Below are 18566 nucleotides of genomic sequence, written 5' to 3'. Positions count from 1 at the left end.
CGGCGGCCAGCCCGGCGCGGTCCAGCGCCTGCTGCATGGCATCGATGGCACCACGCGCCTGCGGATCCGGGGCGGACATGTGGTGCGCATCGGACGACTCGCCCCAGCCGGACAGGCGCACCGGGCCCGGTTCTGCGGTCATCAGGAACAGCGCGGCGCCCTCGCCGATGTTGATCCCGTTGCGGTTGGCCGAAAACGGATTGCAGCGCGCCGCCGAGACCGACTCCAGCGCGCTGAAGCCGGCCACGGTGAAGCGGCACAGCGAATCGGCGCCGCCGGCGATGACCGCATCGGCCACCCCGGCGCGCAGCAGGCGCACGGCCGACATCAGCGCCTTGGCGCTGGACGAACACGCGGTGGAGATCGTCCACGCCGGGCCGCTGCTGCCGATGCGCTCGCGCACGAAGCGCGCCGAGGTGCCCATTTCCTGCTGGGCGTAATGGAAGTCGTCCGGCCACTGGCCGTGGTCACGGTGGCAGCGCAGCGCATTTTCCGATTCGCCGATGCCCGAGGTGCTGGTGCCGATGATCACCGCCACCCGCTGCGCGCCGTAACGGGCGATGGCCGCATCCACCGCCGGGCGGATCTGCACCAGGGCCGCTTCCAGCAGCGCATTGTTGCGCCCGCGCAGCGCCACCGGCAGCGCGGACAGGTCCGGCAGCGGGGTGACCACTTCGCCCAGCGCCAGGGTGCGGCCAGCGATCAGCTGATCGTTGTCGCGCAGGCCGCCGGGCTGGTCGGCGAACAGACCCTGCCGCACTTGCGCGCGGTCGCCGCCGAGCGCGCAGACCACGCCCAGTTCATTCAGATAGATCGCGCTGCTGCTACTGCTCACGGCTGTGCCTGTTCCATGTCCAACGATTCAATCACCAGTTCATAGCCTTCGGCCAGGTTGCGCAGGCGCACCCGTCCATCGGACAGCGGCTCCAGCAGCAGCCAGGCCTTGCCGCCCTGCTCCAGCCGGCGCTCCCCCCCGGATTCCACCAGCGTCCAGCCGGCCGGCAGCGCCGCGCGGATGGCAGCGGCCGGCCACAGTGCGAACTGCAGGTCATCCAGCACGCGCTCGCCGCGCACCTGCGGTGGCAGCCAGGGCGCACGGGTCTGTTCCAGCGTGGTGCCGTCCCAGACCATGCGCACGCCGGTCTGGCCCATCGCCTGCACCGCCAGCCGGACCTGGCTGCCATCGGCCTCCAGCAGCGCATCCAGCTCGCGTTCGTGGGTGCCGAAGCGGAACTGCAGGCGCTGCTGCAGCTGCAGTGGCTGCGGCAACGCCGACGGCGCCAGCTGCAGGGTCGGCAGCTGCACCAGGGGCGCGGGCATGCGGGTGCTGGCACAGGATGCCAGCAGCAGGCACAGCAGCAGGGAAGCGATCAGGCGCTGCACAGTTCCTCCAGCACCCGCAGGCGGCGTCCGGTTGCATCGGCCACGTACGGGTTGTTGGTGTCCCACGCGTAGCCGGCCAGGATCGAGGAGATCATGCGGCGCAGTTCGGGCTGCTGCGCGGGGTGGTAGATGATCTTCTGAAAACCGCCGGCATACCAGGCTTCGACGAAGCGGCGGAAGGTCTTGACTCCGGCGCGCAGCGGGATGGAGAAGTCCTGCTCCCAATCCACGGTTTCACCGGCATGTTCACGGGCCAGGCAGTCGCTGGCCAGCTGCGCGGACTTGAAGGCGATGGTGACGCCGGAGGAAAACACCGGGTCGAGGAACTCGCCGGCGTTGCCGAGCAGTGCGTAGCCCTCGCCCCACAGCGAGCTGACGTTGGCCGAGTAGCCGGTGATCGTGCGCACCGGCAGCACCGCCCATTCGGCGTTCTTGAGCAGGCGGGTCAGGTTGGGATCTTCGCCGACGATCGCCTGCAGCTTCTCCAGGTCGGTCCCGGGGTACGTCTCGAAGAAGCTCGGCTCGGCGACCACGCCCAGCGAGCAGCAGCCGTTGGAGAAGGGAATGGTCCAGTACCACACGTCCACGTGCTCGGGATGGGTGGTGATCAGGATCTTGTTGCGGTCGAAGCCGCTGCCGGCCGGAATATGGTCGCGCACGTGGCAGAAGATCGCTCCGCGCACCGGGAAGTTCGACGGCGATTCCAGGTTCAGCAGGCGCGGCAGCAACCGCGCGAAACCGCTGGCATCGAGGATGAAACCGGCTTCGATGGTGTACTCGCTGCCATCGGGACGGCGCACCTGCACCCGCGCCGGGCGACCGGGTTGCACCGACAGCACTTCGTCGCCGAAGCGCAGGGTGGCGCCCATGCGCTCGGCGCCGCGCGCCAGCACGTCATCGAAGTCGGCACGCTGCACCTGGTAGGTGGTGCCCCAACCGGGCGAGAACTTGTCGCGGAAATCGAACTCGGTGCTGGCCTCGCCGCGCACGAAGGCGGCGCCGTTCTTGTACTGGAACCCGGCCTGCACCACATCCTGCAGCAGGCCCGCCGCCTCGATGTATTCCATGCTCTGCGGCAGCAGGCTCTCGCCGATGGAGAAACGCGGGAACTGCTGGCGCTCCAGCATCAACACCTGGCGACCCTGCCTGCGCAGCATGGCTGCGGCAACGGAACCGGCCGGGCCTGCGCCGATGACGAGGATCTCGGTTGTTTCCACTTGCGGGTTCATCGATACATCCTTGATCAAGAAAACGTGGGAGAAGGAAGGACAGGCGAGCGACTCACTGCGGCGCGTCGTGCGGCCGCGGCCGGAACAGCGGCGAGATCATCCACACCAGGCCGATGCCGAACAACAGGGTCAGCCCGAACGCGCGCAGCGCCGGCGTGGCCGACAGGCCGAGCAGGCCGAACGACAGCCAGGTACTGGCCGCGCCCACGCACACCGCCAGCCACGCACTGGCATCGCCGCGGTGCTCGATCAGGAAGATGCCGTAATCGATGCCCATGCCCAGCAGCAGCATCAGCGCCAGTACGTTGAACAGCTGCAGCGGCTGGCCGAACAGGCCCAGCAGGGCCAGGGTCAGCGCGCCGGCCACCAGGGTCGGGGCGAACACGCGCCACGCCTGCGCGCGATAGCGCCAGTACAGCACCGCGAACACCAGCACGATGCCGACCAGCAGCAGCACGCTCATCAGCTTGCGGTAATGCTTGAGCAGCTTGGAGAAATCGGCGGTGCGATCGACCCAGCGCACGCCCGGGATGCCCTGCGCCTGCGCTTCCAGCAGGGTCAGTGCATCGGCGCGGGAGAGGTCGTCCACCATCACCACCGACGCCAGGCCACCGCCCACCTTGCCCAGCCACAGATGCCGGAACGGCATCGCCGCCGGCGAGGCCAGGAACGCATCGGCGTCCAGGTCCCGGGCCGCGTATGCCGGACGCGCCAGTGGCTCGCCGACCGCCTCGCCCACCTTGCCGAGCACCTGCGGCTCCACCTTGGCGGTGAGCGCGGCATCGGCATGCTGGCGCTGGCGCGACGGCAGCCAATCGCTGATCGCGCGGTAGCCGCCGATCTGCTTCTTGCTGGACAGCACGCGCAGGCGTTCGATCAGCGCCTCCTCGCGCTGCAGGACCTGCTCGGCGTCATCGCCCTGCACCAGGTAGAACTGCGCCGGGCTGGGCATGCCCAGCATCTGGCTGATGCGGATCTGCTGGTCGATCAGGGTCTTGGGCGAGGACTGCAGGCTGCGCAGATCGTCGTTGCTGCCCAGGCGCGCGATGCCGACCGCCGAGAACACCACCACCACGCCCAGGAACAGCGCGGCCCTGCGCCCGTGGAGGCGCGGCCAGCGTTCCAGGGTGTTGCCGAGCCAGCGCGAAAAACCGGTGGCGCGGATCTCACCGCCATCCAGCCACGGGAACCAGAAGATCACGGTCAGGAACGCGCCCGCCAGCCCGACCACCGAGAACAGCGCCATCTGGCGCAGGCCGGGGAACGGGGCCAGGCCCAGCGCCAGATAGGCCAGCGCGCTGGTCAGCAACGCCAGCCAGAGGCCGGGCAACAGGTGGCGCAGCAGCTTCCAGCGGCGGTCGGCCGGTTCGGCCTGGCGTGAAGCGAACCAGTGGATGCCGTAGTCCTCGGCCACGCCAACCAGCGAGGCACCGAACACCAGGGTGAGCACGTGCACCTTGCCGAACACCAGCACCGTCACCGCCAGCGCGACGCCGCAGCCGATCAGCAGCGAGGCGGCCACCAGCAGGATCGGGCGCAGCGAACGGAAGGCCAGCCAGACCAGCAGCAGCACGGCCGCCAATGAGCCCCAGCCGATCGTGTTGATCTCGCGGTTGGCCTGCACCGCGGCCGCTTCGGCGTGCAGCGGCACGCCGGCGCGCAGCACCTCCAGGCCGGGCGCCTGCGCGTCGGCGGCGGCGGTGGCCGCATCGAGCAGCGCGTCGATATGGCGCTCGCCATCGAGCTGGAACGCCGAGCCGACCGTGTCGTACTGCACGATCGACCAATGCTTGCCCTCGGCTTCGAGCAGGCCGTCATCGCCCACGCGCAGGCCCGAGCCCAGCGCGCGCTCCTGCCACCACTGCGGCCACAGCGACAGCGGATCCTGCCGCCATTCGGTCAGCCGAGGCGCACCCATTGGGCCGTACAGCGCCGCCAGTGCCGATTCGGCCAGCCCATCGACCGGTTCGGCCTGCAGGCGCTGACGCTGGTCGCTGGTGAGCAGGCGGTCGCGGTAGGGCGCGTAGAACGCGCGCGCCTGTTCGAACCAGCCTTCGATGGAGCCGCTCTCGACCAGCAGGGCCTTGCCCTCGGCGCTGTCGCGCAGCGAGGTGCGGAACGCCTGCTCGGCTGCCTTGGTGTGCGCTGCGTCGGCACTGCCCAGCAACACCACGATCTGGCGCGCGTTGGCATCGGCGATGCGGCGGGTCACATCGGACAGCAGCCGGTCGTGCGCGTCCTGCGGCAGCAGCGCCAGGATGTCGGTGTCGATCCGCGACTGGGTTTTCCACAGATGCCACTGCTGGACGCCCAGGCCGATCAGCACCAGCAGCCAGACGATGGCCAGCCAGCGCCATGCGCGCTGCAGCCGCGCGTTCGGGGTCAAGGCGTTGTTCAACGCGCCATGCAGGGGCTCATTCAAACTTGCGACCCTCGTCCGCGCTCAGCTGCGCCGGCGTCTCGCTCATGCCGGTGAAATGGATGCGGGTGACATCCTGGTTGGCCTCGGTGATCTGCACCTCGCGCACATAGCGGTCACCGCCGAGGGTCAGCGCGCTGAACACCTTGCCGAGCATCGCCGAGCGCGGGGTGAGCTGCATCTTCCAGCCGTTGTCGGGCAGCGCTTCGACCTTGACCGTGAACTGCGCCGACAATGCCTGCGCATCGCCGCTCATCAGCGCGAACATGATCGCATTGACCGAGCGCATCGCCGGCTGCTGGCGGCCGTCCAGTTCCACCCGGCTGCTGCCATCGCGCTGCCGGCTGAGGATGCGGTCACGGGTGACCACTACCTCGGACGGGAACGGCTTGAGCGTGGTCCAGATCACACCATGGTCCTGGGCCAGCACGAAACGGCCCTGCGAACGCAACGGATTCTTGAAGCCGGCGACCTGCTTTTCCTGGGTGAATTCCCCATGCAGCACGCCAACCTTGGCCACCCGCTGCTTGACCAGATCGACATCGGCAGCGGCAGGCGCGGCCAACGCCGGGACCGCCACGAGCAACGACAACAGCACGACCAGCGTGCGCAGCACAGCGTTCATTTCACTTCCACTCCCAGACGGTCCCACAGCACGGACGGGCACAGGTACAGCATTTCATTGGTGGCCGCATCGACCGCCACCTGGATGGTGTGGGCGCGGGTCAGCACGGTGCCGCTGTCGGCGTCGAGGATCTCGTAGACGATCTTCAGCCGGTTTTCCCATTCGGTGATGGTGGCGCGCACGCGCAGTGCCTGCCCGTACAGCAGCGGGCGGATGTACTTCACCCGCGCGTCCACCACCGGCCAGAGGTAGCCGGAGTCGCGCATCTGCGGGTAGTCGTAGTTGTAGCGCTGCAGCAGCGCACAGCGCGCGATCTCGAAGTACTTGAAGTAGTTGCCGTGCCACACCACGTGCATCGGATCGCAGTCGTGGAAGGTCGGCGACAACGTCACTTCGGCGCTGAGGTCAGGACTGGACATACAACTCCCAACGCTGGCCGCGGATATCGTCGAGCAGGCCACGCAGTTCGCCATCCAGCGCGCGGTCTTCCTCGACCAGGGCGATGCGTGCGCACAGGTCCTGGTACATCGCGTCCAGGTCGCCATGCAGGATGGCGTTCATGCCTGCCCGCTGGCGCAGCGCCACGCCCTGGCGCGCGGTGATCAGCAGTGCGGCGACCACCTGTTCGGTCAGTTCGATCACGCGCAGGCAGTCGCGTGCGGCGATGGTGCCCATGCTGACCTTGTCCTGGTTGTGGCATTCGGTGGAACGCGAGAACACCGAGGCCGGCATGGTCTGCTTGAGCGCCTCGGCGGTCCACGCCGACACGCTGATCTGCAGCGCCTTCAGGCCATGGTTGATCGCCGCGCGTTCGCCGGTGGCGGCCGACAGGTTGGCCGGCAGGCCATGGTTGAAGCGCGCGTCCACCACCAGCGCCATCTGCCGGTCGAGCAGGTCGGCCAGGTTGGCGATGGTGTTCTTCAGCGCATCCATCGCGAAGGCGATGTGGCCACCGTAGAAATGTCCGCCATGCAGGATGCGCTCACCGTCGGCGTCGATCAGCGGGTTGTCGTTGGCGCTGTTGAGCTCGGTTTCGATCAACTGGCGGAACAACGGCAGCGCGTCCTGCACGACCCCGATGACGTGCGGTGCGCAGCGCAGCGAGTACCGGTCCTGCAGGCGCTGTTCGTTGCGCGGCGGACGATCGCTGTGCAGGTCTTCGCGCAGGCGCGCGGCGATCTGCATCTGGCCCGGGTGCGGCTTGGCGGCAAACAGCATTTCATCGAAATGGTGCGCGTTGCCGTCGCTGGCCAGCACGTTGAAGGCGGTCAGACGGGTGGCCAGCCGGGTCAGGTAGTCGGCACGGTCATAGGCCAGGCAGGCCAGCGCGGTCATCACCGCCGTGCCGTTCATGATCGCCAGGCCTTCCTTGGGGCGCAGCCGCAGCGGGGTCATGCCGATCTCGGCCAGCACCTCGGCGGCGGCGCGGCGCGCACCCTGGTACATCACCTCGCGCTCGCCGCACAGCACGGCGGCCACGTACGACAGCGGAGTAAGGTCGCCACTGGCACCGACCGAGCCTTCGGCCGGGATCAGCGGCAGCACGTCATGGCGCAGCAGCGTGGCCAGGCCCTGCAGCAGCGGGTGGCTGACCCCGGACATGCCGCGCACCAGCGAGGCCAGGCGCGCGGCGATCACCGCGCGGGTCTCGCTTTCATCCAGGAACCGGCCCAGGCCGCAGCCGTGGTAGGTGAACAGATGGTGCGGCAGCTCGGCCACCAGCGCCGGCGGAATGTTCACCGTGCACGAATCGCCGTAGCCGGTGGTCACCCCGTAGATGACGCCGTCTTCGCGCAGCAGGCGGTCGAGGAAATCGGCGCCGCGCTGGATGCGCGCGGTGAAGGCAGGATCGTCGGTGACGACGGCCTCGGCCTTGCGCTGGGACAGCGCGACCACGTCTTCGATGGTCAGCGGTGCATCGCCGAAGCGGATGGGGGACGACTTACTTGCCATGAGATGCCTGATCCCAGAAGGGGAAGAAATTGAACCAGTCCAAGGGTGCCTGGGTGACCTGTACTTCAAGCCAACGGGCAAACCGTTCGGCCTGCGCGGTCAGCGCGGCATCGCGCGAGCCGCGCGGCAGCACGATGCGATCGCTGAAGTGCTCGAAGCGCACTCGGTAACCGTTGCCCTCGTGCAGGCACGCCATCGTGTAGACCGGGCAGGCCAGCGCGGAGGCCAGCACATACGCGCCGATCGGGAACTGCGCGACGTGGCCGAGGAACGGCGCCGGCACGGTGCGGCCGCCACGCAACGGCACGCGGTCGCCGACGATGGCCACGAAGCCGCCGTCGTTGACGCGTCGCTGCAGCTCCACCGCGGTGGCCGGGCCCATGTCGGTGACCTGCATCAGCTCCACCGACGCCAGCGGGTCCAGGCGCTGCATCAGCCGGTTGAAACGCTGCGCGTGTGCGGTGTGCACCAGCACGGTGATGCGGAAGCCGGGGACCTGTTCGGCCAGCACCTGGCACAGTTCCAGGCAGCCGATGTGCGCGGTAAGGATCAGCGCGCCCTCGCGGCGCGCGATCTTTTCCAGCATCAGGTCGCGCTGCAGGCGGAGGTGGCTCGGCGGGTAGCGCCCGCCCAGGCCGAGCAGCTTGTCCAGCAGGGTATCGGCGAACAGCGCGAAGTGCTTCAGGCTGGTCCAGCGCCCCGGCGCGCGGCCGAGCACGCCGGTGTGCGCCTGCAGCCGCTGCAGGTACTGCCGCGAAGACTGCCGCGCCACGCGGTTGCCCAGCCAATGGCACAGCACCACCGGGTACACGCACAGGCGGAACGGCCAGCGCCCGAACCAGCGGTGCACCCAGCACAGGAACAGCACCCCGGCCGCCGAGGTGGTTTCGCCCAGGTCGGCCCAGTGCGGGGCGTTGGCCGGTGCCGGCGTGGTCATGCGACGCGCGTTCCGGCAGCACGCTGCCACAGCAGCCGCGGCGCGCGCCGGAGCATGCCGAAGAACAGGCGGGTGTGCATGCGGCTGATGCGGACGTTGTCGCGCCACACGTGGAAATGCGACACGCCGTCGCTGGGATAGGTGACCCGGGTCGGCAGGCTGATCACCGGCACGTTGCGCCAGAACAGGCGGACCAGGATCTCGCTGTCGAAATCCATGCGCCGGCCGATCGTCTCCTCGCCGATCAGGCGGATCACCGGCGCCAGCGGATACAGGCGGAAGCCGCACATCGAATCGCGGATCTGCAGCGACAAGGTATTGATCCACACCCAGATGTGGGTGGCGTAACGGCCGTACAGCCGCGCCTTGGGCACACTGTCGTCATAGGCCGGGATGCCGCAGATCACCGCATCGGGATGCTGCTGCGCCAGGGCGACGAAGCGCGGGATGTCGGTGGGAGCGTGCTGGCCGTCGGCGTCGATCTGCAGCACGTGGCTGTGGCCGCGCCGGGCGGCCTCGGCGAACCCGGCGAGCATCGCCCCGCCCTTGCCCTGGTTGACCGGCAGGCGCAGCAGCGCCACCTGTCCGCCAGGATCGGCAGCCAGTGTATCGAGCACCTGCGCGCAGCCGGGATGCGAGCCATCGTCGACCAGCAGGCAGGGCATCCCGCTGGCAAGCACGCCGCGCACGACCGCGCCGATGGCATGCTCATGGTCATACACCGGGATCACCACCAGTGGCGTGAACGGCGCCGCCGGTTGACCGCCATGCGCTGCTTCATGCATCGCCGAACACCACCCGGCCACTGGCGTGCACGCCGTGGTCGGAAACATAGCGGAAGCTCAGCACCGATTTGACCGCATCCCAACCGAGGGTGAGCTGCAGGCAATCGCCGGGCCGGGCCACGTGCTGGAATTTCAGCGCGTCCATGCGTGCAAACCGCGGCGGCATGACGAACACGTCGCGCGCGTAATGGATCGCCCAGTCCAGCTGGACCACGCCCGGCAGGATCCTGGCCTGCGGGAAATGCCCGTCGAAGGCGATCAGGTCCGCGTCCAGCGGCAACAGCAGGCGCGCCGCGTCGGCATCGCGCTGCTCCCACTGCACCGCCGGGAAAAGCGGCCGGAACAGCGCCGCCAGCGCCGCAGCGGTGACCTTGCCCTGCGCGTTGATCGGCAGTTCGTCCACGAAACGCCAGCGCCGCGGACGGGTCACCGCATCGTGGCTGCTGGCCAGGTGCGCGCCCAACGCCTGCGCATGGCGGCGGCGCTGCGCATCGTCCCAGCCGGCCACATCGGCCGGCTGCGGTACGACCACGGCCGCCAGCTGTTCACGCGCGCCCGGCAGCACCAGCACGCGCACGTCCTGCACGTGCGGGTGCAGCCGCAACTGCTGTTCCAGCGCGTCCAGCGACACCCGCCGCTCTTCGATCTTGACGATGCGGTCGGCGCGGCCGAGCAGGCGGAAGCTGCGCCCGGCATCGGCTTCGACGCGGTCCTGGGTCTGCCACCAGTCATCGTCGTGCAGGTGCGGCGAGCACACCGACAGGCAGCCGTCGTCGATCCGCCAGGCCACGCCGGGCAGCGGATGCCACTGCGGCTGGTCGGCGCTCCAGCGGCGCCAGGCGATGCCGCCGGTTTCGCTGCTGCCAAAGACTTCGGTCGGTGCCACGCCCAACAGCGCACGCGCCTGCAGCGCCGCTTCTTCCGGCAACGGGCCACCGGAGGAAAACACCGCGCGCAGTTGGCCCTGCAGCGAGGACCAGTCCAGCTGTTCGGGCAGGCGCTTGAGGTGGGCCGGGGTGGCCACCAGCACCGAGGGTTGCTGCGCCAGCGCACTGACCAGGTCTTCGTGGAAGAACCGCCGCGGCTGGATCGCGCGCCCGGCGGCCAGCGGCCACAGCACGCGGAACAGCAGCCCATAGATATGCTGATGCGACACCGTGCCATGCACCTGCGCGCCCTCCAGCTGTTCGCCGAACGCCGCCTGCAGGGCATCCACCTCCCGGGTCAGCTGGCGCATGTGCTTGACGATCGCACTCGGCGCGCCGGTGCTGCCGGAGGTGAACACCACCAGCTCCAGCTGGTTCTCGTCCAGCGGCAGCAGCGCCGCATCGGCCCGCGCGTCGGCGTCCGGCTGCAGCGGTGCATGGGCGGCCGGTACATCACCGGCAAAACCGCTCACGCGCGGGCGCAGCCCTTCCAGCGTGGCCGGCAGGTTGTCGCCCCCGAGGAACACGCGCTTGCCGGCATGCCAGGCGCCCAGCAGGGCGGCGGCAAAGGCCAGGGTGTCATCGAAGTACAGCGCCCAGTCGTTGCCCGGCGCGCGCGCGAACGCCTGCTGCCAGCGCAGCACCTGCTGCCTGAATTCGGGATGGTCCACGGCACCCTGTGCCGCCTCGCCCACGATCCGGCCGGGCAAGGGCGCCACCGCCAGCCGCGCCAGTGCGATCCACTCAGCCATGGGCGTGCGCCGCTTTCACCCGTCGCCGCACCAGCCATTCCCCGCCAAACAGAGCACCCATCATCACGTACGCCAACAATCCGTTGTAGAGCGCCCAGACCTGGTTGGACGCCCACAGCGCCGTGGCCAGGGCCAGACTTCCGTTGAGAACAAAGAAACCGCACCACACCCAGGTGACACGGCGGGTATAGATCACCGCAAACGGTGGCAGGTCCGGCTCGCTCAACCGTGCCAGGCGTTCCACCGCGCTGGGCGGGAACCGCAGGCTGGTGGCGAAGATCACCAGCATCACCGCGTTGACCAGCGCCGGATACAGCTTCAGCGGCAGCGCCTGGTTGAAGGCAGTGGCCACCAGCGCCAGCACCCCGGTACCCAGCGCGGCCACCCACCACACCGGCTGGCGGGTGGTCAGCGCGCGCAGCGCGGCCATCCCGAACAGCAGCAGCGAGAGCCAGCGCGGCTCGAAACGGCCCAGCGACAGGTACACCACCAGCGGGTATGCCAACGACAGCAACGCAAACGCCGCGACGCGCACCCGGACCATGGTCAGTGTCCTGCGGCAGCCGTCAGGCGGCTGCTTGACCGGGCAACAGCCCGTGCACCACGTCGACGATGTCCTGCACGGTGCGCACCGACTTGAATGCCTCCGGCTGCAGGTTGCGGCCGAGCAACGGCTTGAGCTGCACGATCAGGTCGACCGCGTCGATGCTGTCGATGTCCAGGTCGTCGTACAGACGGGCCTGGGGGGTGATGCGCGCCGGCTCGATCTCAAAGCTGTCCTTGAGGATCTTGACGATGCGATCGAAAAGTTCGTTCTTGGTCATGGCAAATCCTGACGCGCCGTTACGACGGCTGGCGTGCGGCGACAAACTCGCTCAGGGCACGCACGCTGGAGAAATGGCGACGGGTCTCTTCCGAATCCGCGGACAGGCTGACACCGTACTTTTTCTGCAGGGCCAAACCAAGTTCAAGCGCGTCAATCGAATCCAGGCCCAGTCCCTCGACAAACAGGGGTGCTGCGGGATCGATGTCTTCGGGAGTGATGTCTTCCAGTGAAAGCGATGAAATGATCAATTCCTTGATCTCGTGCTCAAGTGCCTGCACGGCTCGGTTCTCCAGCGAAGTCAAAGTAATGGGCAAGATGATCGGTCACGCGTCGGGCCGCCAAGGCATCCCCCCTGGGCGTGTCGCCGGCTACGGCCAGGAAGGGAGCGATCGGCAGATCTTCCCCTACTTCCAGCTGAACGTGAAAACGCCGTGATGGCACACGATACCATTTCTGACCCTTGGTCAGGGTAGGCGGGGTGCAGGTGATCCTGACCGGGGTGATGTCCAGGCGGCCGCGCACGGCGATATTGGCCGCCCCGCGCTGCAGCCGCAGGGGCTGGCCCGGCACGGTGCGGGTACCCTCGGGGAAGATCACCAGGTTGCCACCGGCCTGGACCGCGGCGATGCAGTCGTCGATCAGCCCCGCCCCGTCGTCGTTGGAGACGTATCCGGCCGCCCGCACCGGGCCGCGCATGAACGGGTTGCAGGCCACGGCCCGCTTGACCACGCAGTCGGCGTTGGGCAGCTGGGCGATCAGCAGCACCACGTCGATCAGGGTGGGGTGGTTGGCCAGGATCAGCAGGCCATTGCGCTGCAGGCGCTCGGCCCCCCGGATCTCGTAGGTCATCACCCCCAGCCGGTGCATCAGGCCGACGTGGCTGGCGAAGCTGAGCTGGACCAGGCGCCGGGCCAGTGCGCGGCGCCGGGCCGGGTTGCGTACCAGGAACAGCAGCGGGAACAGCAACCCGCCCAACAGCAGACCGCCCAGTCCGAACACGGCAAAGCTGACGCCGGTGCCGAACACCCGCCAGGCATGGTTCAGACGGGCCGGCCAGCGCTCAGCCATGGCGCTGCCAGGTCCACTGCTGGCCGTCGGCGGCAAGCTGCAGGGTCGCATCGCCGGCAAGCAGGAAGCGCATTGCATCCAGGCCGTGCGGCAGCGCGGCGGCCGGACTGTCAGCCGTGGCGGCGTCCCAGTCCAGCGACAGCCGGGTGCCGGGGCGATCGGCGCGGGCCAGGCGCCAGCACCAGGCGAAGTAAGGGTCCGGCTCGTCGGCGAAGCCTGCGTAGACCGGCGGCAACGGCGATTCGTACACGATCACCCGCACTTCGTCGGCGCCATCGGCGAGCAGGCCGTAGGCCTCCACGCAGGCCGCCTCGACCGTGGCACGGCCGGCCGCCAGGGCCAGGTAGTTGCCACGGTGGCCGCGCGCGATGGAGTACAGCGCGGCCACCGCGTTGTGCACGGACAGGCCGAACGCGGTCGGAGACATGCTGTTGTCGGTGCGCAGGCTGTCCAGCAGCTCCATCGACCGGGCGACGTCGCCATGCCGGGAGGCGAACACCAGCGGCACCTGGCCACCGTCATCGGGTTGCTCGCACCAGCAGGCGGCCTGGATGGCCATGCGCCCGAGCCGTTCGATGCGGCGGCGCTGCATGGCGGGCACTTCGGACAACGCCGGGGTGTCATCGCCCTGCGGCAATGCGGGCGCCTGCGCCCAGGCCTGCCAGGCCTCCTTCGAGGCCAGGCCCGGTGCCCAGGCCGACCAATCCACCACTGAAAACTCGATCATTCACGCCAACATGTTGATGGGCACCCGGGGCGCAGTGCTTGAAAGGGGTGCGCCGACGCCTTGGACGGAGCCTGCCCGACCCGCAGACACTTCCCCGTGTGTGCAGTGGGCAGCAGGCGCGTGGCGACGCGATCTTCCCGGTGGCGCGGCTGGGACATCGCAGCGCACCGCCGTAAAAAGGAGCGCACGCTATCATGACACCCTTGGCACTGGCAGCATTCACAATCTGAAATGAGCAGCACGATCCACGACGCATCGGCCCCGGCGGTCGCTTCCCTTCCCACCGGGCCGGCGTTGTTCAGCGTGGCCTATGCGCCTGCGTCGCTGCGCGAGGCGGCGCTGGCCGATCCCTGCACGTTGGCGCTCTTCGGTTTCGGCGCGCGCGATGCGCGCCTGGACGGGGATCCGCGCTGGCTGCAGGTGCCGCTGGCCGAGCACGGTCCGGCGCAGGTGGAGGTGTGGCGTTCGCCAACGCCGGTGCGCTGCGGGGTGACCGACGGGGTGCGCTGGTCGCACAACGAGGCGGTGCTGTTCGGGGTGCTGGAGATTACGGAGGTGGACGGGGATATCGCGTCGGCCGCGGCAGATGCCTACGCAAGAATGAGTAGTTTTCTGACCCGCTGCGGATTCCCGCACCTGCTGCGAACGTGGAATTACCTGGATGCGGTGACCGAGGGCGAAGGCGACCAGGAGCGTTACCGTCGGTTCTGCGTGGGCCGGGTGCAGGGGTTGCGCGAGCTGGACGAGGCGGCGCTGCCGGCGGCGACGTGCATCGGGCGCTTCGACGGCGACCGGCGTCTGCAGGTGTACTGGCTGGCCGGTCGCGAGGCGGGTCTGCCGCTGGAAAACCCGCGTCAGGTGAGCGCGTTCCGTTATCCACGGCAGTACGGCCCGCAGTCGCCGAGTTTTTCGCGGGCGCTGCTGGCGCCGGCGGCGACGGGTTTGCCGTTGCTGCAGTCGGGCACGGCGGCGATCGTGGGGCATGTGTCGCAGCACACCGGGGCGGTGGGGGAGCAGCTGCGCGAGACGCTGACCAATCTGCAGAGTCTGGTGGACGCGGCCCGTCAACAGCGGCCGTCGCTGTCACCGACGCTGGGGGCCGGGTCGGTATTGAAGGTTTACGTGCGCCGCGCCGAGGACATGCCGGCGGTAGCCGCGCAGATGGCCGCGCTGCCGGGCGCGCCGGCCTTCGTGGTGTTGCACGCCGAGGTCTGCCGCGCCGAACTGCTGGTCGAGATCGAAGGCCTGCACGGCTGAATCCGCGCCCGGCACAGCCGACCCACGGTCGGCTGCACACCCGGTAGAGCCGACCCACGGTCGGCTGCGCGCCCGGTAGAGCCGACCCATGGTCGGCTGTGCACCTGGTAGAGCCGACCCATGGTCGGCTGCTCTCCAACAGGCCAACAGCCCGCGAGTATCGGCACACACCGGTCCGGGTCGTTGTGGGTGAATTGGCGGGACACGCCGTAAACCCATCCCTGGGGGCTCGCAGGCGCCATCCATGGCGCCTGACGGTCCCGCCAACCCACCCACACCGCCCCTCGACAGTTGGCGGGTGCGCATGGAACAGTCAACAGCCCTCCGCGCCCGGCCGTGCACCCCACGACCACGCCACCGCCACGCAAAGACCGAAACCGCCCCGGTAGAGCCGACCCATGGTCGGCTGCTCTCCAACAGGCCAACAGCCGCGAGTATCAGCACACACCGGCCTGGGTCGGTGTGGGTGAGTTAGCGGGACACGCCGTAAACCCATCCCTGGGGGCTCGCAGGCGCCATCCATGCACCCGACGACCACGCCACCGCCACGCAAAGACCGAAACCGCCCCGGTAGAGCCGACCCATGGTCGGCTGCTCTCCAACAGGCCAACAGCCCGCGAGTATCGGCACACACCGGTCCGGGTCGTTGTGGGTGAATTGGCGGGACACGCCGTAAACCCATCCCTGGGGGCTCGCAGGCGCCATCCATGGCGCCTGACCACCACGCCACCGCCACGCAAAGACTGAAACCGCCCCGGTAGAGCCGACCCATGGTCGGCTGCTCTCCTCGCCGGTCTGCGTCGGCGTGGGTGGATTGGCGGGACACTGCAGGGTCTACCCCCCACCCTCGCCTACCGGAACCTCTGAAGCGCCAGCGCCCCGCCGCCCTCAGTGGTACCCCACATCCGCCCGCACCTTTCCCCGGAACACCCGGTAGGACCAGGCCGTGTAGCCTAGGATCACCGGCAGCAGCACCACCAGCCCGACCAGGCTGAAGCCCAGCGACGAGGCCGGCGCAGCCGCCTGCCACAGGGTCATGCTCGGCGGCAGCAGGTACGGCCACATGCCCAGCACCAGCCCGATGAAGCCGAGGATGAACAATGCCAGGGTCAGCAGGAACGGCGGCAGGTCGCGCCTGGGGTGCATCGCGCTGCGCCACAGCGCCACCGCCACGCCCAGGGTCAGCAGCGGCACCGGCGACAGCCACCAGAAGTTGCCGTCGCTGAACCAGCGTGCCATCAGCCGCGAGTCCAGGAACGGCAGCCACGTGCTGACCAGGCCCATGAACACGATCACCGCCACCACCAGCGGCCGCGTCAGTGTGCGCGCGAAGGTCTGCTCGCGGCCTTCGGTTTTGAGGATCAGCCAGGTGCTGCCCAGCAGCGCATAGCCGAACACCACCGCCGCACCGGTCAGCATCGAGAACGGGCTGAACCAGCTGAAGGCCCCGCCGACGTAGCGCCCATCCACCACCTGCAGGCCCTGCACCAGCGCGCCCAGGATCACACCCTGCGCGAACGCGGCGAGCAGCGAGCCGAGTCCGAAGGCCACGCTCCACAGCCGGCGCGAGCGGTGCGCCTTGAAGCGGAACTCGAATGCCACGCCGCGGAACACCAGCGCCACCACCAGCAGCAGTACCGGCAGGTACAACGCCGACAGCAACGCCGCATACGCCTTGGGGAACGCCGCCATCAGCCCCGCGCCGCCCAGCACCAGCCAGGTCTCGTTGCCGTCCCAGATCGGCGCGGCGGTGTTCATCATGATGTCCAGCTGTTCTTCGTCTTCCGCCATGGGCGCGAGGATGCCGATGCCCAGCACGAAGCCGTCCAGCACCACGTACATCAGCACGCCAAAGCCGATCACCGCAAACCATGCCACCGGCAGCCAGGTCGTCATTTCCATGTCAGCGCTCCTCCAGCGGTTCGTCGGCACCCGACAGCGGCCGAGCCGGGGTATGGCTGCCGGCCTCCAGGGCAGGGGCGGGCTCATGCGGCTTGGGACCGGTGCGGATGATCTTGACCAGGTACCAGATACCCCAGCCGAACACGAATGCGTAGCCGACCACGTACACACCCAGCGACAGCGCGGTCATCCACGCACTCTGCGGTCCTACCGCATCGGCGGTGCGCAGCACGCCATAGACCACCCACGGCTGGCGTCCCATCTCGGTCACGAACCAGCCGGAGATCAGCGCGATGAAGCCGCTGGGCAGCATCCAGTTCCAGCCGCGGATCAGCCAGCGTGACTGCAGCAGCTTGCCGCGCCACCACTGGAACGCCGACACCCAGGCCAGCAGCAGCATCAGCGAGCCAAGGCCGACCATGATGCGGAAGGCGAAGAACACCGGCACCACCGGCGGCCGATCGCTGGCCGGTACGGAGGTCAAGGGCTCGAACGTGCCCTCCAGCGAATGGGTCAGGATCAGGCTGCCCAGGCGCGGGATCGCGAGCTCGTAATCGTTGCGCTCGGCCTTTTCATTGGGCAGCGCGAACACCACCAGCGGCACGCCCTTGCCTTCGCCTTCGGCATGCCAGTGCGCTTCCATCGCGGCGATCTTCATCGGCTGGTGCTTGAGCGTGTTCAAGCCGTGCATGTCGCCGACGAAGATCTGCACGGGCACGGTCAGCGCGGCGAACGCCACGGCCGCCAGCAGCATCGTGCGCCCGGCTTCCACGTGGGTGCCCTTGCGCAGGTACCACGCGCCGACGCCGCCGATCACAAAGCAGGTGGTGATGAACGAGCCCAGCGCCATGTGCGCCAGGCGGTACGGGAAGGAGGGATTGAACACCACCTGCCACCAGTTCTGCGGGTGCACGATGCCATCGATCATCGCGTAGCCGGCCGGCGTATGCAGCCAGCTGTTGGACGACAGGATCCAGAACGTGGAAAACAGCGTGCCCAGCGCGACCATGCAGGTGCACAGGAAGTGCAGGCGCGGCGACACCTTGCCCCAGCCGAACATCATCACGCCGAGGAAGCTGGCTTCCAGGAAGAACGCGGTGAGCACTTCATAGGTAAGCAGCGGTCCGATCACGCTGCCGGCCACTTCGCTCAGCCGCGGCCAGTTGGTGCCGAACTGGAAGGCCATGACGATGCCGCTGACCACGCCCATGCCGAAGGACACGGCAAAAATCTTCTGCCAGAAGAAATACAGCTCGCGCCAGACCGGGTTGCCGGTGCGCAGCCAGCGCGACTCCACGAACGCGAGCCAGCTGGCGGTGCCGATCGTAAAGGCCGGGAACAGCACATGGAAACTGATGACGAATCCGAACTGGATCCGCGACAACAACAACGCGTCCACGTGACGCCTCCGACGGGTTTCTGGAAATCCGCACCAGTCTGGGCCGATATCCGTGAAAGGCACATGCGACCCGGTGACGCGCTGCTTCACTTTGTCGCAGGGGAAACCTGGTCTTGGGTTGGCGGGTGATTCAGAGGGCAAGGCCCTTCGCCCAGGGTTACCGCGAGCGTGAGGGCCCCGCAGTGGCCGGTAGGCCCCTGGTGCAAATGTCCCCCGGCCGCGTAGCGGCCTCCTCCTTTATGTTGCCCAGGAGCCTACCGGCCGCTACGGGGCTCGGCTTGCGGTAAGCAAGTGGACGCCGGGCTTTTCGGGGCCTGTCGGTGGGTCGGGCGCTGGGGCCCCCTACCCTTGGAGGCGAAATAAAGGAGGAGGGGGCGG

General features: G+C 68.6%; 18 protein-coding genes. 1 reads left to right on the top strand and 17 read right to left on the bottom strand.

Annotated elements, in window-relative coordinates; translation table 11 throughout:
• The 15 genes from RTO53_RS12590 to RTO53_RS12520 all read right to left on the bottom strand — a co-directional run.
• The coding region (locus RTO53_RS12590; protein ID WP_312238111.1) for a beta-ketoacyl synthase N-terminal-like domain-containing protein at nucleotides 1-835 on the bottom strand (835 nt) is incomplete at its 3' end.
• Nucleotides 832-1383, bottom strand: a complete 552-nt coding sequence (locus RTO53_RS12585; protein ID WP_312238110.1) for a DUF3261 domain-containing protein — start codon at nucleotides 1381-1383, stop codon at nucleotides 832-834. The genes RTO53_RS12590 and RTO53_RS12585, both read right to left, overlap by 4 nt.
• Nucleotides 1371-2612 (bottom strand): NAD(P)/FAD-dependent oxidoreductase, encoded by a 1242-nt coding sequence (locus RTO53_RS12580; protein ID WP_312238109.1) that lies wholly within the window; start codon nucleotides 2610-2612, stop codon nucleotides 1371-1373. The genes RTO53_RS12585 and RTO53_RS12580 overlap by 13 nt, the downstream gene beginning before the upstream one ends.
• Nucleotides 2613-2664: 52 nt before the next feature.
• Nucleotides 2665-5010 carry an MMPL family transporter gene (locus RTO53_RS12575; protein ID WP_312238116.1) on the bottom strand — a complete coding sequence of 782 codons (2346 nt, stop codon included), beginning with the start codon at nucleotides 5008-5010 and terminating at the stop codon, nucleotides 2665-2667.
• Nucleotides 5011-5026: 16 nt separating this feature from the next.
• Nucleotides 5027-5656, bottom strand: a complete 630-nt coding sequence (locus tag RTO53_RS12570) for an outer membrane lipoprotein carrier protein LolA (protein WP_312238108.1) — start codon at nucleotides 5654-5656, stop codon at nucleotides 5027-5029.
• Nucleotides 5653-6075: an acyl-CoA thioesterase gene (locus tag RTO53_RS12565; RefSeq protein ID WP_312238107.1), complete on the bottom strand. Its 423-nt coding sequence runs from the start codon at nucleotides 6073-6075 to the stop codon at nucleotides 5653-5655. The genes RTO53_RS12570 and RTO53_RS12565 overlap by 4 nt, the downstream gene beginning before the upstream one ends.
• Complete coding sequence (locus RTO53_RS12560) at nucleotides 6062-7609, bottom strand: aromatic amino acid ammonia-lyase (protein ID WP_312238106.1); 1548 nt, start codon at nucleotides 7607-7609, stop codon at nucleotides 6062-6064. The genes RTO53_RS12565 and RTO53_RS12560 overlap by 14 nt, the downstream gene beginning before the upstream one ends.
• Complete coding sequence (locus RTO53_RS12555; RefSeq protein ID WP_312238105.1) at nucleotides 7599-8546, bottom strand: acyltransferase; 948 nt, start codon at nucleotides 8544-8546, stop codon at nucleotides 7599-7601. Before RTO53_RS12555 ends, RTO53_RS12560 begins: the two co-directional genes overlap by 11 nt.
• On the bottom strand, nucleotides 8543-9331 hold the full coding sequence (locus RTO53_RS12550; protein ID WP_312238104.1) for a glycosyltransferase family 2 protein: 789 nt from the start codon (nucleotides 9329-9331) through the stop codon (nucleotides 8543-8545). Before RTO53_RS12550 ends, RTO53_RS12555 begins: the two co-directional genes overlap by 4 nt.
• On the bottom strand, nucleotides 9324-11009 hold the full coding sequence (locus RTO53_RS12545; RefSeq protein ID WP_312238103.1) for an AMP-binding protein: 1686 nt from the start codon (nucleotides 11007-11009) through the stop codon (nucleotides 9324-9326). The genes RTO53_RS12550 and RTO53_RS12545 overlap by 8 nt, the downstream gene beginning before the upstream one ends.
• Nucleotides 11002-11553: a hypothetical protein gene (locus RTO53_RS12540; protein WP_256777356.1), complete on the bottom strand. Its 552-nt coding sequence runs from the start codon at nucleotides 11551-11553 to the stop codon at nucleotides 11002-11004. Before RTO53_RS12540 ends, RTO53_RS12545 begins: the two co-directional genes overlap by 8 nt.
• 22 nt (nucleotides 11554-11575) lie before the next feature.
• On the bottom strand, nucleotides 11576-11833 hold the full coding sequence (locus RTO53_RS12535) for an acyl carrier protein (RefSeq protein ID WP_312238102.1): 258 nt from the start codon (nucleotides 11831-11833) through the stop codon (nucleotides 11576-11578).
• Nucleotides 11834-11852: 19 nt separating this feature from the next.
• Complete coding sequence (locus RTO53_RS12530; RefSeq protein WP_228886160.1) at nucleotides 11853-12113, bottom strand: phosphopantetheine-binding protein; 261 nt, start codon at nucleotides 12111-12113, stop codon at nucleotides 11853-11855.
• Nucleotides 12100-12903, bottom strand: a complete 804-nt coding sequence (locus RTO53_RS12525; protein ID WP_312238101.1) for a lysophospholipid acyltransferase family protein — start codon at nucleotides 12901-12903, stop codon at nucleotides 12100-12102. The genes RTO53_RS12530 and RTO53_RS12525 overlap by 14 nt, the downstream gene beginning before the upstream one ends.
• Nucleotides 12896-13630 carry a beta-ketoacyl synthase chain length factor gene (locus tag RTO53_RS12520; RefSeq protein WP_312238100.1) on the bottom strand — a complete coding sequence of 245 codons (735 nt, stop codon included), beginning with the start codon at nucleotides 13628-13630 and terminating at the stop codon, nucleotides 12896-12898. The genes RTO53_RS12525 and RTO53_RS12520 overlap by 8 nt, the downstream gene beginning before the upstream one ends.
• 231 nt (nucleotides 13631-13861) lie before the next feature.
• On the opposite strand from RTO53_RS12520, the gene RTO53_RS12515 reads away from it, so the two are divergent.
• Nucleotides 13862-14887 carry a pteridine-dependent deoxygenase gene (locus RTO53_RS12515; protein WP_312238099.1) on the top strand — a complete coding sequence of 342 codons (1026 nt, stop codon included), beginning with the start codon at nucleotides 13862-13864 and terminating at the stop codon, nucleotides 14885-14887.
• An 888-nt stretch (nucleotides 14888-15775) separates the two neighbouring features.
• Here the strand turns inward: RTO53_RS12515 and cydB are convergent.
• Together cydB and RTO53_RS12505 are read right to left on the bottom strand one after the other, a co-directional pair.
• The gene (cydB, locus tag RTO53_RS12510) at nucleotides 15776-16789 is read right to left on the bottom strand and encodes a cytochrome d ubiquinol oxidase subunit II (RefSeq protein WP_312238098.1); all 1014 of its coding nucleotides are present in this window, start codon (nucleotides 16787-16789) and stop codon (nucleotides 15776-15778) included.
• A gap of 1 nt (nucleotide 16790) precedes the next feature.
• Nucleotides 16791-18188 (bottom strand): cytochrome ubiquinol oxidase subunit I, encoded by a 1398-nt coding sequence (locus RTO53_RS12505; RefSeq protein WP_312238097.1) that lies wholly within the window; start codon nucleotides 18186-18188, stop codon nucleotides 16791-16793.
• Nucleotides 18189-18566 lie beyond the last annotated feature (378 nt).

Origin of the sequence: Stenotrophomonas sp., assembly GCF_031995405.1 — a bacterium.
Lineage (GTDB): Bacteria > Pseudomonadota > Gammaproteobacteria > Xanthomonadales > Xanthomonadaceae > Stenotrophomonas.
Note: the sequence above shows the minus strand (reverse complement) of the source record. Positions and strands in the feature narration are given on the sequence as shown.

What these genes read in the sequence shown, in the direction of transcription:
- RTO53_RS12580 (WP_312238109.1), bottom strand. Translation starts at nt 2,612, where the DNA reads ATGAACCCGCAAGTGGAAACAACCGAGATCCTCGTCATCGGCGCAGGC.
- RTO53_RS12570 (WP_312238108.1), bottom strand. Translation starts at nt 5,656, where the DNA reads ATGAACGCTGTGCTGCGCACGCTGGTCGTGCTGTTGTCGTTGCTCGTG.
- RTO53_RS12565 (WP_312238107.1), bottom strand. Translation starts at nt 6,075, where the DNA reads ATGTCCAGTCCTGACCTCAGCGCCGAAGTGACGTTGTCGCCGACCTTC.
- RTO53_RS12560 (WP_312238106.1), bottom strand. Translation starts at nt 7,609, where the DNA reads ATGGCAAGTAAGTCGTCCCCCATCCGCTTCGGCGATGCACCGCTGACC.
- RTO53_RS12555 (WP_312238105.1), bottom strand. Translation starts at nt 8,546, where the DNA reads ATGACCACGCCGGCACCGGCCAACGCCCCGCACTGGGCCGACCTGGGC.
- RTO53_RS12550 (WP_312238104.1), bottom strand. Translation starts at nt 9,331, where the DNA reads ATGCATGAAGCAGCGCATGGCGGTCAACCGGCGGCGCCGTTCACGCCA.
- RTO53_RS12545 (WP_312238103.1), bottom strand. Translation starts at nt 11,009, where the DNA reads ATGGCTGAGTGGATCGCACTGGCGCGGCTGGCGGTGGCGCCCTTGCCC.
- RTO53_RS12540 (WP_256777356.1), bottom strand. Translation starts at nt 11,553, where the DNA reads ATGGTCCGGGTGCGCGTCGCGGCGTTTGCGTTGCTGTCGTTGGCATAC.
- RTO53_RS12535 (WP_312238102.1), bottom strand. Translation starts at nt 11,833, where the DNA reads ATGACCAAGAACGAACTTTTCGATCGCATCGTCAAGATCCTCAAGGAC.
- RTO53_RS12525 (WP_312238101.1), bottom strand. Translation starts at nt 12,903, where the DNA reads ATGGCTGAGCGCTGGCCGGCCCGTCTGAACCATGCCTGGCGGGTGTTC.
- RTO53_RS12520 (WP_312238100.1), bottom strand. Translation starts at nt 13,630, where the DNA reads ATGATCGAGTTTTCAGTGGTGGATTGGTCGGCCTGGGCACCGGGCCTG.
- RTO53_RS12515 (WP_312238099.1), top strand. Translation starts at nt 13,862, where the DNA reads ATGAGCAGCACGATCCACGACGCATCGGCCCCGGCGGTCGCTTCCCTT.
- cydB (WP_312238098.1), bottom strand. Translation starts at nt 16,789, where the DNA reads ATGGAAATGACGACCTGGCTGCCGGTGGCATGGTTTGCGGTGATCGGC.